This is a genomic window from Pseudoalteromonas sp. S1609 (assembly GCF_005887255.1).
GTDB lineage: Bacteria > Pseudomonadota > Gammaproteobacteria > Enterobacterales > Alteromonadaceae > Pseudoalteromonas.
Genome location: NZ_PNDJ01000004.1, coordinates 1 through 12,091, shown reverse-complemented (window position 1 = coordinate 12,091; position 12,091 = coordinate 1). Strand labels below are relative to the sequence as shown.

At 38.5% G+C, this 12,091-nt stretch carries 14 protein-coding genes; 7 read left to right on the top strand and 7 right to left on the bottom strand.

Features of this window, described 5'->3' with window-relative positions:
* The first annotated feature begins 50 nt into the window (after nt 1-50).
* Together CWB76_RS01060 and CWB76_RS01055 are read left to right on the top strand one after the other, a co-directional pair.
* The gene (locus tag CWB76_RS01060) at nt 51-626 is read left to right on the top strand and encodes a hypothetical protein (protein ID WP_138604981.1); all 576 of its coding nucleotides are present in this window, start codon (nt 51-53) and stop codon (nt 624-626) included.
* A gap of 17 nt (nt 627-643) precedes the next feature.
* Complete coding sequence (locus CWB76_RS01055) at nt 644-1,096, top strand: ATPase (RefSeq protein WP_138604980.1); 453 nt, start codon at nt 644-646, stop codon at nt 1,094-1,096.
* A gap of 67 nt (nt 1,097-1,163) precedes the next feature.
* Here CWB76_RS01055 and CWB76_RS01050 read toward each other — a convergent pair whose 3' ends face one another.
* Together CWB76_RS01050 and CWB76_RS01045 are read right to left on the bottom strand one after the other, a co-directional pair.
* Entirely contained in the window at nt 1,164-1,712 is a 549-nt protein-coding gene (locus CWB76_RS01050; protein ID WP_138604979.1) for a hypothetical protein, read from the bottom strand.
* 17 nt (nt 1,713-1,729) lie between these two features.
* Nucleotides 1,730-2,305, bottom strand: coding sequence for a hypothetical protein (locus CWB76_RS01045; protein WP_138604978.1), 576 nt, complete (start codon nt 2,303-2,305; stop codon nt 1,730-1,732).
* A 233-nt stretch (nt 2,306-2,538) separates the two neighbouring features.
* Here CWB76_RS01045 and CWB76_RS01040 point away from each other — a divergent pair, with 233 nt between their 5' ends.
* The 4 genes from CWB76_RS01040 (at nt 2,539) to CWB76_RS01025 (ending at nt 4,931) form a co-directional block, all read left to right on the top strand.
* Complete coding sequence (locus tag CWB76_RS01040) at nt 2,539-3,549, top strand: RDD family protein (RefSeq protein ID WP_138604977.1); 1,011 nt, start codon at nt 2,539-2,541, stop codon at nt 3,547-3,549.
* Between the two features lie 28 nt (nt 3,550-3,577).
* Complete coding sequence (locus CWB76_RS20010; protein ID WP_171039584.1) at nt 3,578-3,715, top strand: hypothetical protein; 138 nt, start codon at nt 3,578-3,580, stop codon at nt 3,713-3,715.
* Nucleotides 3,716-4,176: 461 nt separating this feature from the next.
* Complete coding sequence (locus tag CWB76_RS20230; protein ID WP_249363146.1) at nt 4,177-4,461, top strand: hypothetical protein; 285 nt, start codon at nt 4,177-4,179, stop codon at nt 4,459-4,461.
* A gap of 17 nt (nt 4,462-4,478) precedes the next feature.
* A complete protein-coding gene (locus CWB76_RS01025) occupies nt 4,479-4,931 on the top strand; it encodes an ATPase (RefSeq protein WP_138604975.1) in 453 nt (150 codons plus the stop codon).
* An 87-nt stretch (nt 4,932-5,018) separates the two neighbouring features.
* Here CWB76_RS01025 and lnt read toward each other — a convergent pair whose 3' ends face one another.
* Genes lnt through miaB form a run of 5 tightly spaced genes read right to left on the bottom strand, consistent with a single transcriptional unit; the run spans nt 5,019 to nt 10,477 of the window.
* Nucleotides 5,019-6,569, bottom strand: coding sequence for an apolipoprotein N-acyltransferase (lnt, locus tag CWB76_RS01020; protein ID WP_171039583.1), 1,551 nt, complete (start codon nt 6,567-6,569; stop codon nt 5,019-5,021).
* A complete protein-coding gene (corC, locus tag CWB76_RS01015) occupies nt 6,550-7,434 on the bottom strand; it encodes a CNNM family magnesium/cobalt transport protein CorC (RefSeq protein WP_010388331.1) in 885 nt (294 codons plus the stop codon). Before corC ends, lnt begins: the two co-directional genes overlap by 20 nt.
* A gap of 22 nt (nt 7,435-7,456) precedes the next feature.
* Nucleotides 7,457-7,915, bottom strand: coding sequence for an rRNA maturation RNase YbeY (gene ybeY / locus CWB76_RS01010; RefSeq protein WP_010388332.1), 459 nt, complete (start codon nt 7,913-7,915; stop codon nt 7,457-7,459).
* A 4-nt stretch (nt 7,916-7,919) separates the two neighbouring features.
* On the bottom strand, nt 7,920-8,978 hold the full coding sequence (locus CWB76_RS01005; protein WP_024601601.1) for a PhoH family protein: 1,059 nt from the start codon (nt 8,976-8,978) through the stop codon (nt 7,920-7,922).
* Between the two features lie 53 nt (nt 8,979-9,031).
* Nucleotides 9,032-10,477 (bottom strand): tRNA (N6-isopentenyl adenosine(37)-C2)-methylthiotransferase MiaB, encoded by a 1,446-nt coding sequence (gene miaB, locus CWB76_RS01000; RefSeq protein ID WP_010388336.1) that lies wholly within the window; start codon nt 10,475-10,477, stop codon nt 9,032-9,034.
* A 257-nt stretch (nt 10,478-10,734) separates the two neighbouring features.
* Between miaB and CWB76_RS00995 the strand changes: the two genes are divergently transcribed.
* Entirely contained in the window at nt 10,735-11,916 is a 1,182-nt protein-coding gene (locus tag CWB76_RS00995) for an FAD-dependent monooxygenase (protein ID WP_138604973.1), read from the top strand.
* The last annotated feature ends 175 nt before the right edge of the window (nt 11,917-12,091 follow it).

Here is a 12,091-nt window from a genome sequence, read left to right as displayed (position 1 = left end):
AAATACTGACCAAATTAAAGACGTTATAAAATATAAGGATATTAATTTATATGACAAAAAAGCCTGTGATTCTCATTATCATAGCATTTATTGTTATGATGCTCGGCCCTGTTGGTATTTATGAGTGGTACACTTCAATCGATCCCTCCTTTATCCCTAACCGTTTTTATGACTTTTTAAGTTCTTGGGTTTTAGGCTTTATTACTATTTCTTTAGTGTGTGCCTTTCTATTTCATTTAATAAAAACGCCAAATGCAAAAGAAGAGTTTAATACTCACTTTGATCAAGAAGGGGTTATCCTTAAATATTTAAGTATCATTATGATACCTATTTTGCTGTATGCATATCTTTGGGCTGTCATTTGTGCGCCGATTCAACTATGGGCGCATTATCATTTAGGCGATTATTGGTCTGAAGAATATATCTTAGTTGAGTCTGAAGCTTGTTATAGCGATTATGAGCCGAATTGCGTTCGTTTACTCTTTGCAGATATATCTACAAACAAACAGCATACCATCAGGTGGTATTTAGATAAGCACAAGGTTTTAAAACTTAAAAATACAAAAGTGAACTTAGTCGGCGAAAAAAGTTACTTTGGCTATCTTGTTAACGAAATACAATGGTAAAAACCAAAGGGAATTAAATGGACACTAATAATTTTAACGAGAGTATAAAAGGCTTTTTTTGGGGCGTCGGGTTTGTAATAGCTATACTTGGCGGCATTAGTGCGTTCGCCCTTACAATCGCCGCTGATGTTGACAGTGGATTTAAAACAATGGTTTCTAATAAAGCATTAGAAACAAGTGATGAAATTAATAATGATTATAAACTAACCCTTTCTGCAATATATAAAGAAAATGGTCAAGTAAGAATCGCGGCTGAATTAAAAAATATTACTAACGAGAGCATTTATACGGGAACCGTTATTGCTTCTACATTTGACGAAAGTGGTAAGTTTATTGGTAACTGTGTAGGCAAAAGCACAGACAGCTTTCTAGAACCTAGCGAAGTTAGCTATGTTGACATTAAATGCAATTTATTTAGATCACAAGCAAGTAAAGTTCACTCGACAAAGCTTAAAATTAAGTGGTTTTAGGGTAAGTTTAAATAAAAAGAGCCATACGAAGTATGACTCTTTTTTATTTGAAATAGATGTAATAGAGTTATTTTATTGAGGCAATAAACTCTTCATCTGCATATAGGTTTGTTAGTAATTTTTGAACTAACTCTACGTAGCTTTTTTGACCATTAGGGATGGCGATCGCTCCCATAAATGAAGAGTCAAAAGTGTGTTCGGCCATTATTTCTTTTTCGAATAAGATAATGTTCTCTTCTGAGACGATAAAGTTTACTTTTATAAATGAACTTCCCTCTGAGAAACCCGAAACATCAATATCTTGGTCAATTACTTTGCCAGTTACTTGCTTTTTAGCAACACCAGACCAAAGCTTGGCTAACTTAAGCTCTTGCAATAAAGCATTTTCAATATATTTACCATAACTGTTACCTACAGATGAAATAAGAGGTGAGCCTCTAAGTGAAATTTTATTTAGTTTCTTTTCAGATTTAATTGTGCCAACAGATAGAGGGGAAACTGTTTCTTGCTTTAATTTTGAAACGTTACCAATGTCTGCACTATAAGGAGGCACTTGAATTGTACATGCACTTAAGAATAAAACCCCGATTAATCCTATTGAACTTCTATACTTCATTTTAATTCTTTCCTTACTCATAGTTTTGACTGCTCTAACTCTACAATTAGTTTGTTAAATGCTTCTTCTGTTGCACGCTTTGCTGATAAAGAAAAGTCGTTTTTAAACTCATCAAATTCAGCTTTGCCAAAACCTTTAACTTCAGTATTCCATGCTATATCGCCATTGTTATTTAAAGTTTTACAGTTTAACGTGAAAGTAAACTCTGTAGGTGGCCATGTAAATAAACTATCTGAACTAGATTCAGTTGTTATTGTAGGTATAAACACATATTCAATTTTATTGTCTTGTAAAAATGTATTATCAGTTAATGATTCAAGCTTATAAACGTTTTCAAATTTATTAGAAAGTACAGTATATAATGCAGCTTCTGTGTCTTTATAAGGTTTGTAACTAACATTATCGCCACCACCGCCAGGTGTTTTTACTTGTTTTTTAATATCATCTTCAGAAATATAATAACCTACAACGGATATTGATTTACTTTCTGAAAGCTGAAGTTTCTCAGTGTCTGGATTTAAACTTATCTGGTGGGCACAGCCACTTAAAACAAGTACCGAAAACAAGAAAAACATGTTAGTTAATAACTTCAAAATATACTCCATATATTTAATTTTTAAAGAAAAAGTAGTTCCATCGATAATATATGTTTTGTAGTTGCATTGTAAATAATGTTAACTTTATATTTGTAAATGGTTGTAACTTTTGTATTTAATAATTTTTGGTTTTGAGGTGTTTTTATTTTAAATAGAGATGAGTTCGCTTGAGCAAAAATTAAAAAGCGCGTAATTTAACCGCGTCACCTATTTTAATAACAAGTATAATAATGAAAGCACAAGAATTAGAACAATTAGCGTTATCTAAAGCCGAAACCAGAGAAGTGATCACGCCGTATGCCTTTAAGGTTGATAATGCTTTACTTGGCTTGCCTTTGGCTTCGCCGACTCGGCGCGTATTAGCTATGATTATAGATGTTGCATTAATATTTTTAGCTGCAAAGCTCAGTGCAACTATTATTGCATTCGTTGCTGCGATGGCGTTTTACAAAGGAACGGCGCAGCAATACCTTCCTAAAATGTCGAGTGTGTGGCGAAGAATATTAAAAATAGTAGCAGCAAGTATTTTATTTGTAAGCGCTCTTGCTGTGCTTTCAATTGGTATAGATTATTTAGAAGGCGATGACTCTGATCAAGGCTTAACTGTTCAAGGCTTAAAAATACAGGATGACATTCAGCTTACCTCCACAGAAAAAAAGCAGGTAAATGCTTACTTAGTGCAAACAGCAGACGAAAGCTGTGAGCAATCTTGTCAACAAAATGCACTTGATAACTTGATAGGGCAAGTACCCAAATTAGCCGAAATGGACGACCTACAAAACCCACAACTTGCAAAAGCATTTTTACAATTATTAGTGCTTGGTGAAAATAACGGATTAAAGCTTGCGCAGTTAACAGAAGATAAACCCGCACAAACAACCACACACAGTATTTTGCAGTGGGGTAAAGGGATCATTCAAGATTTAGGTTTGGGTTTTGGCTGGGCGGCTGTGTACTTCACACTGTTTTCTTTATTATGGCGCGGTCAAACCCCTGGTAAAAAGCTCTGTAACACCAGAGTGGTTGCATTAAGTGGTGAATCACTGGGTTTACTTGATTGTTTTGGCCGCTACGGTGGTTACGGTGCAGGTTTTGCCACTGGCTTGTTAGGTTTTTTACAAGTTTACTGGGATCCAAACAGGCAAGCCATTCAAGATAAAATATCAGCCACGGTAGTTATTCAAGGGAATGTGAACCAAGTTGTAAATGTGCAAACAGTAGAAGAGACTGTAAAAAGTTAACTCTGTTTCATAACTTACAAGGATGGTTATGAAAGTTTTATTGATTGTATTTATTAATCTGTATTTTATTACGGTTGCGTATGCTTCAGAAAATATTGTGTTAGCAAAAGCGCATCAGCTTAAGTCTGTTGTTTTAGATGAGCAACGCAGCTTCAGCATTTTTTGAAAATAAAAGCACACAAGAGCAATAATTTAATTATAAATCAACGTAACTTTGAATGTGGAACTCATGGCACAGTCGCTGCACTTAGTTGGTATTATGGGTTAAAAAGTATACTTAAAAAATAATTTTATCATTGAAGTTGAATTGGAGTTTAATTGCTAAATATAAAGCACAAAGAGTTTCATAAAAGCTTTTTATATCTATTAATTATATTCGCACTAATGAGCTATTTAGTGTTGCTCATTGGATGGTACGAGTTTAACGATCCTGCTTTTATTGCTAATGAGCGATTACATTTTATAGAGCTAGCAGTGCTACCTATATTAACCATGGCAGTAATATATACATTATTTAAAAAGTATAGGTGTGATCACAACTTTAATTATTTAATAACTCGTCACTTTTTTAAAGGTAGCAGGCTAGTAAAAGGATTTTTGATAGTAATGTACCCTTGTTTGATCTATATGGCGTTGTGGAAATTTAGCGTAGTTCCCATTATGTATTATGCTGAAAATAATTTAGGCGAACTGTGGTCTGAAGAATATTTTTTAACTGATGTAAGTACATGTATTATAAATGATCAGCAGCAATGTATAACATTAAACATTGCTGATTTATCCACTGGTGAAGAGCATTCGTTTAGATGGTACTTAGATACGGACGAGCTACAAACACTTAAAAACAAAAATATAAATTTAGTCGGTGAAAAAAGTTACTTTGGCAATCTTGTTAACGAAATACAATGGTAAAAACCAAAGAGAATTAAATGAAAAGCAATAATTTTAATGAGAGCATAAAAGGTTTTTTTTGGGGCATCGGGTTTGTAATAGCTATACTCGGCGGTATTAGTGCATTCGCCCTGACAATCGCCGCTGATGTTGACAGTGGATTTAAAACAATGGTTTCTAATAAAGCATTAGAAACAAGTGATGAAATTAATAATGATTATAAACTAACTCTTTCTGAAATATACAAAGAAAATGGTCAAGTAAGAATCGCAGCTGAATTAAAAAATATTACTAACGAGAGCATTTATACGGGAACCGTTATTGCTTCTACATTTGATGAAAGTGGCAAGTTTATTGGTAATTGTGTAGGCAAAAGCACAGAAAGCTTTTTAGAACCTAGCGAAGTTAGCTATGTTGACATTAAATGCAATTTATTTAGATCACAAGCAAGTAAAGTTCACTCGACAAAGCTTAAAATTAAGTGGTTCTAGGCATGTATTCAATTTTTGTAGGTTGGGCTTTGCAAAGCTAAACCCAACAAAAATCATCTTCTGTTGCTGATAGCTAAAAGCTCTAATTTACTTCTTAGACCTAACCCCAAATCCAATTATACCCAACAACACCATTACTCCCCATACAAACCCATTGCCGTATTGGCTATACACGCTATCCCCTTGTATGAGCTTTATATTGGCTTTGAGTGTAGTAGCTTCAAACTGTGGCATAGTTTGGCGTGTTTGGCTTATGGGGTCGTATACACCGCTTATACCGTTGTTGGTAACACGCACTAGTGGACGCTGAAGTTCAAGGGCGCGCATGCGGGCAATTTGCATATGCTGATGGGGGCCTATTGAATCACCAAACCAAGCATCATTACTCACCGTGAATAATATGTCTGAGTCGCTTTTATAATTGCCACGCACTAAATCGGCAAATACTATTTCGTAGCAAATAGCGGGCAGTAAATTAAAGCCATTCGCACGTAAGTTATTTTGCACTTTATCACCGCGCGAGAACGATGACATAGGCAAATCAAATAACGGAGCGATGGGGCGGAGTATGTCTTCAAAGGGAACAAACTCTCCAATCGGCAGTAATTGATGCTTTTGATAGCGGTTACTATCTAAGTAACGATAGTGGCCGTGTTCATCACTTTGCTCTTTGTTACCGACCACAATTAGCGTATTGAAAATGGTTTTAGTGTCGCGTTGGTAATCGACAATACCGGTCACTAATGCAGTTTTATTGAATGAGGCGGCACTGTCTAAGCCTACTAAGTATGAATCAGCAAGGGCTTCAATTTCAGGCACTGCAGCTTCGGGCCACACAATTAAATCGGCATCCCAGTGACGGCGCGTCATATCCTGATACTTACTCATGGTGGTCCAAAACTCACTGGGGTCAAAGCGCAAGTGTTGTTTTATATTACCTTGTACAAGCAGCACAGAGAGGTCTTTATCTGAATAATGGGTTACCTTTGTAAAGTGTGCGCCTGTGAAGGCTAAAACAACCACAGCAGCGGTAACAACAGGCATTTTAAATTGTTTTTGCGTTAAGCTGTACAATGCAAAGCCAATGGCAATACACAATAGCGTGAGCCCAAATTCACCAATTAAAGGAGCAAGGGCATTCAGAGGGCTATCGGTTTGTGTATAACCAAAGCTTAACCAAGGAAAACCGGTTAACAGGTTGGCACGCAAATATTCACTAATAGCAAAACAAGGGAGTAATAGCGCTGCAAAACTTATAGAGCCGTTTGAAAAGCGAGTGGTTGCCCACAGCGCCAGCGCAGGAAATAACGCAAGGTAGCTACAAAGCAGTGCCATTAATGCAATTGAGGCGACAAGTGGCATACCGCCAAAGGTGGCGATAGAAACATGTACCCAACTTATACCGGCACCAAACCAGCCTAGACCAAATATAAAGCCATATTTAGCGGCTGTTTTAGCATGTACTTTTCCATTGATGTTTGCAGGAATACAAAAAAATAGCGAGCCTATGCTAAAAAATACAATCGGCCAAATACCAAAAGGCGCGTAGCTAAAAGTTAAAACAAGGCCCGCAACCAGTGCGAGCCATGCTTTTTTATCTTTTGCTAGTAGGGTGAGACTAGTTAGCAGTTTCTTCACTGTCGTTATCATCAGCCTTAGGAATGGTGACTTGCAGTTGCAATATACGACGATTATCAGAATTGGTTACTTTAAACTGAAATCCTTCTATATCAATGGTTTCGCCACGGCTCGGCATATGGCCAAAGGCGTGTAACACGGTACCACCAATAGTATCTGCGTCTTGCGAGCTATAACCTGATTTAAAATGCTCGTTAAAGTCATCTACAGGGGTCAGTGCCTGCACAACGTAAACGTGCTTAGCCAGTTGTCGAATATCTTGTTGTTCTTCTTCTTCATCGTGCTCATCTTCGATTTCGCCTACAATGATCTCAAGAATATCTTCAATGGTTACTAAACCCGATACACCGCCGTATTCATCAATTACAATCGCCATATGGTAACGTTGCTGACGAAACTCATTAAGCAGAGTATCAACCCGTTTACTTTCAGGCACTACCATAGCAGGGCGCAAATAGTCACGTAGCGATGGTAAATGCTCATCTTTATTTAAAATGAGGGGTAATAAGTCTTTTGCGAGTAAAATCCCTTCTACATGGTCTTTATCTTCACACACCACCGGAAAACGAGAGTGGGTTGAGTCAACCATCATAGGTATGTGCTCTTCAAGCGGGCTATCAATTTCCAAAGTGACCATTTGTGAGCGCGGGATCATAATATCTCGCACTTTTAGCTCAGACACGCCAAGCACACCTTCAATCATTTCTTTGGTTTCAGGATCGATTACATCCCGCTCTTGGGCATCGGCAATTACCTCAACCAGCTCTTCTCTATTCTGGGGTTCCCCTTGCAACATCTGGGTTATACGACCCAGCCAAGTTTTGCCAGAAGAACCCTGGCTAGATTGCGAGTTATCGTCGCTCATTACGTCTAATTGCTCCGTTTATTTAAATATCGTCCCGATATGGGTCTGCTATGTTTAGTTCAGCAAGTAATTGCTTTTCTATACTTTCCATCTCTAACGCGTCTTCACTCTTTATATGGTCAAATCCAAGTAAATGCAAGCATCCATGAATAACCATATGAGCAAAGTGGTCATGAAATGACTTTTCTTGCTCTTGTGCCTCAGCCAAAACAATGGCAGGACAAATAATTAAGTCACCCACAAGTGGGATATCAATACCCGGTGGCGCTTCAAATTCAAATGATAATACGTTGGTAGGCTTATTTTTACCACGGTAGTCATTATTGAGCTGTTGCGACTGTTCTTCATCGCTGATAACAATGGTCAGCTCAGACTCATCACGATATTGGCTAAGTACTTTATCGGCCCACATGGCAAACTGCTCAAGGCTGGGTAAGTTGTCAAACTCACACGCTATTTGTAAATCAAGTTCTGTTTTCACGGTATTACTCTTTAGTAGCAGGTTGCTCTTGAGCGGCAAGCGCTTCTTTGGCTTGTTGTTTCTCTAATCGCTTAAGGCGTTCACGCTCATCGTTGCGCTCATACGCTTCCACAATGCGGGCTACTACAGGGTGGCGTACTACATCGTGCGATTTGAAAAAGTTAAAGCTAATTTCATCAACGCCATCTAATACTTCAATAGCATGGCGAAGACCTGAGCGCGCACCCCGAGGTAAATCAACTTGGGTTATATCGCCGGTGATCACTGCTTTAGAATTAAAACCAATACGGGTTAAGAACATTTTCATTTGCTCTGTAGTGGTATTTTGGCTTTCATCTAAAATAATAAACGCATCATTAAGTGTGCGCCCACGCATGTAAGCCAATGGCGCAATTTCAATGATGTTTTTTTCAATCAGTTTTTCAACACGCTCAAAGCCAAGCATTTCAAATAAGGCATCGTAAAGTGGGCGTAAGTAAGGGTCTATTTTTTGGCTTAAGTCACCCGGTAAAAAACCGAGTTTTTCACCCGCTTCAACCGCAGGACGAGTGAGCAGTATACGGCGTATTTCTTGGCGCTCTAGTGCATCAACTGCCGCTGCAACAGCAAGATAGGTTTTACCTGTACCCGCAGGGCCAATACCAAAGGTAATGTCGTGGTGCAAAATATTAGCAACATACAAGCCTTGGTTATCGTTACGCGGTTTAATAACGCCACGACGGGTTTTAATCATCATTTCTTTGCCGTAGGCACTACTTGAGGTGTCTTGCTCAAGCGCTTTAGACTCAGTGATGGCTAAATGTACGTTGTCAGGCTCAATTTCGCCAATTTCCCCACGTACAGGTTGAGTATCAATATAAAGGTTTTTTAAGATCTCTACCGCGCCGGCGCTACTGTGTAGTTTACCGGTTACTTTAAAAAAGTTATCACGATGAATAATTTCAACACCTAGACGGCGTTCAATTTGTTTGATGTTTTCGTCAAACGGGCCACATAATGAAGAAAGGCGTTTGTTGTCGGCAGGTTCTAAATAAATCTCTAATGTTTTTAACTGATTACTCAAAATTACTTCCTATTACAGTGCGCCAGCGTTAACTGGCGCAATGAATTTTGCAACTAAGGTACGAAAGTAGCAACGCCAATTTCGTTAGCTGTCTCGGTTTTTTGCTCACTCGCTGCTTTGGTTAAAATAGCAGAAGGTGCAATTTCGCGGCGTAAGTTCATTTCTGATTCTGTACGAATTAAATCGCCACGTAAAGAGTTTGGCAACGCTTCGGTAATACGTACATCAACAAACTGACCGATCACTGTGTGTGGGCCAACAAAGTTAACTACACGGTTATTTTCAGTTCGGCCACGTAGTTCCATCGGGTTCTTCTTAGAAGGACCTTCAACTAAAATGCGTTGCTCAGTATCAAACATTTGGCGGCTAATTTGCTGCGCCATTTGCGTAATACGGTTTTGCAATAAGTACAGGCGCTCTTTTTTCTCTTGCTCGGTTACGTCATCTGGCAAATCGGCTGCTGGTGTACCTGGGCGTGCGCTGTAAATAAAGCTAAAGCTCATATCAAAACCAATATCGTTGATAAGGTTCATGGTGGCTTCAAAATCGGCCTTGCTTTCACCTGGGAAACCTATGATGAAATCTGACGACATGCTTAGGTTAGGGCGAATTTTACGTAGCTTACGAATTGTTGATTTGTACTCAAGAGCAGTATGGCCGCGTTTCATTAAATTTAAAACACGGTCTGAACCACTTTGTACTGGAAGGTGTAAGTGATCAACCAGCTCAGGCACATCAGCGTACGCATCAATAATGTCTGGTGTAAACTCTACAGGGTGTGAGGTGGTGTAACGAATACGGTCAATCCCGTCAATTGCAGCCACTAAACGAATTAGATCTGAGAAATAGCAAATTTCACCATCGTGTGTATCTCCACGGTATGCATTTACGTTTTGACCTAATAGGTTAACTTCACGTACGCCTTGCTCGGCTAACTGTGCAACTTCTAATAATACATCATCAACAGGGCGGCTTACTTCTTCACCACGGGTGTAAGGCACAACACAGAAAGTACAGTATTTAGAACAACCTTCCATAATTGATACAAACGCAGAAGGACCTTCCGCTTTAGGTTCAGGTAAGCGGTCAAATTTTTCAATCTCAGGGAATGAAATATCAACTACAGATGAACCTTTATCGCCTTGTACTTGTTTAATCATCTCAGGTAAACGGTGCAAAGTTTGTGGACCAAAAATAACATCTACAAACGGCGCACGTTGGCGAATTGAATCACCTTCTTGTGATGCAACACAGCCGCCTACACCAATAATAAGGTCTGGTTTGTCATCTTTTAATAACTTCCAACGACCTAGTTGGTGAAATACTTTTTCTTGCGCTTTTTCACGAATTGAACAGGTGTTAAGTAAGATAACATCAGCATCAGCAGCTTCTTCAGTTAGCTGATAGCCGTTGGTAGCATCTAGAAGATCAGCCATTTTCTGAGAGTCGTATTCGTTCATCTGACAACCCCAGGTTTTAATATGCAGCTTTTTGCTCATTGAAATATAGCCTCGTGTTCAATTCGATAGTGGCACAAATATGTGCTAGAAACAGGTATAAGTGGCAGAATTATTAAAATTTCGCTCGACTTAAAGGACGCGTATTTTAGCTGGATACACGCTCAAAACCAAGTATAGATTTCATGTTTGTGATCTGAAATCAATATAGTATGGGTTTAATAATAGAATTAAGCGAAGCGCTCACACTGAGCAAACTAATTACGATACAATCTAAGCAGAGTTAAGTCAGAATTAAAATGATGAAAAACATGGCTAAAAATAATGTAATTGTAGTAGGGGGCGGCATGGTTGGTGCCGCTATGGCTATTAAATTAGCGCAACAAGGCAAAGTCGTACGTGTTATTGAAAAACACCCAATAGATGAATCACAGGTACTTAACAGTGATGACGTTGATATACGTGTTTCGGCTATTAATCGCTTTTCTGAGAAATTGCTTGATCAGCTCGGTGCAATGCCATTACTACGAGCAAATAGATTGGCTCCCTATGAACAATTAGAGACCTTTGAACGGGGTAACGATCATTTATTATTTGATTGTCATGCTATTAATACCACCCATTTAGGTCATTTGATTGAGAATAAGCTAATTCAAGCCAGTTTATGGCAGCAATTTGAGCAACATAATATTGAGATGATTAACCCTTCATCGGCTTTAACGGCAATAGAGCAAAACCCTGATAGCATTAGCTTGCACTATAACGAACAAAGCTATACTGCTGATTTAGTCATTGCAGCGGATGGTGGGCAATCACAATTACGCAGCAAAGCCAACATTGGTATAACCGGATGGCAATATCAGCAGCATTGTATGGGCGTGCTAATAAAGCTCGATGCACCACAACAAGTTAAAACATGGCAGCAGTTTACACCTACGGGGCCAGTTGCGTTTTTACCTATGCAAGCACCTTATGCAAATTTAATTTGGTATGACGATGCAAAAACCCTCAAAGCATTTAAAGCCCTACAACCTAACGAATTAAAGGCTCATATTATTGAAAAGTTTCCAAAGCTTGCAGGTGATTTTGAAGTACAAAGCCATGCTATATTTCCTTTGGCAAGGCAGCATGCCAATAATTATTCACAAGGCAGACTCGTTTTAGTGGGTGATGCGGCGCACACCATTAATCCTCTGGCAGGACAGGGTGTTAATTTAGGCTTTCAAGATGTAGCTGCTTTAGCTGAAGTGTTACGTACAGCTGATGATGTAGGGTGCCCGCTAATGCTTAAAGAATACGAGCGTAGTCGTCGTAACGCTAATTTGTTAATGATGAGTATGATGGATGCTTGCTACTTTGGTTTCTCAAATCAAATAGCCCCATTAAAATGGGCGCGCAGCACATTTTTAAAGTTAGCTAATAATACAGGGCCGGTAAAAAACTGGGTATTAAAATACGCAATAAGCGGAGAGCTTAGTTAATAACAGTTAATTGGTATAAAAGGCTCAAATTTGGGTCTTTTTTTATGCCCAAGAAAAAGTGGTGTAGATTATAAAGGTAGAAAAAATTAAAGATATAAATTATATAATTGGAGTTTAGGATAAATCGTGAAGTGTAATCAAAGAAGTGTGCAAATTGGCTGGGATACCAGGATTT

Excerpts from the sequence above, each read along its gene's own strand:
- CWB76_RS01040 (WP_138604977.1), top strand. The coding sequence starts at position 2,539 with ATGAAAGCACAAGAATTAGAACAATTAGCGTTATCTAAAGCCGAAACC.
- CWB76_RS00995 (WP_138604973.1), top strand. The coding sequence starts at position 10,735 with ATGATGAAAAACATGGCTAAAAATAATGTAATTGTAGTAGGGGGCGGC.
- corC (WP_010388331.1), bottom strand. The coding sequence starts at position 7,434 with ATGAGCGACGATAACTCGCAATCTAGCCAGGGTTCTTCTGGCAAAACT.
- miaB (WP_010388336.1), bottom strand. The coding sequence starts at position 10,477 with ATGAGCAAAAAGCTGCATATTAAAACCTGGGGTTGTCAGATGAACGAA.
- CWB76_RS01050 (WP_138604979.1), bottom strand. The coding sequence starts at position 1,712 with ATGAAGTATAGAAGTTCAATAGGATTAATCGGGGTTTTATTCTTAAGT.
- CWB76_RS01055 (WP_138604980.1), top strand. The coding sequence starts at position 644 with ATGGACACTAATAATTTTAACGAGAGTATAAAAGGCTTTTTTTGGGGC.
- CWB76_RS20230 (WP_249363146.1), top strand. The coding sequence starts at position 4,177 with ATGGCGTTGTGGAAATTTAGCGTAGTTCCCATTATGTATTATGCTGAA.
- CWB76_RS01025 (WP_138604975.1), top strand. The coding sequence starts at position 4,479 with ATGAAAAGCAATAATTTTAATGAGAGCATAAAAGGTTTTTTTTGGGGC.
- CWB76_RS01060 (WP_138604981.1), top strand. The coding sequence starts at position 51 with ATGACAAAAAAGCCTGTGATTCTCATTATCATAGCATTTATTGTTATG.
- CWB76_RS20010 (WP_171039584.1), top strand. The coding sequence starts at position 3,578 with ATGAAAGTTTTATTGATTGTATTTATTAATCTGTATTTTATTACGGTT.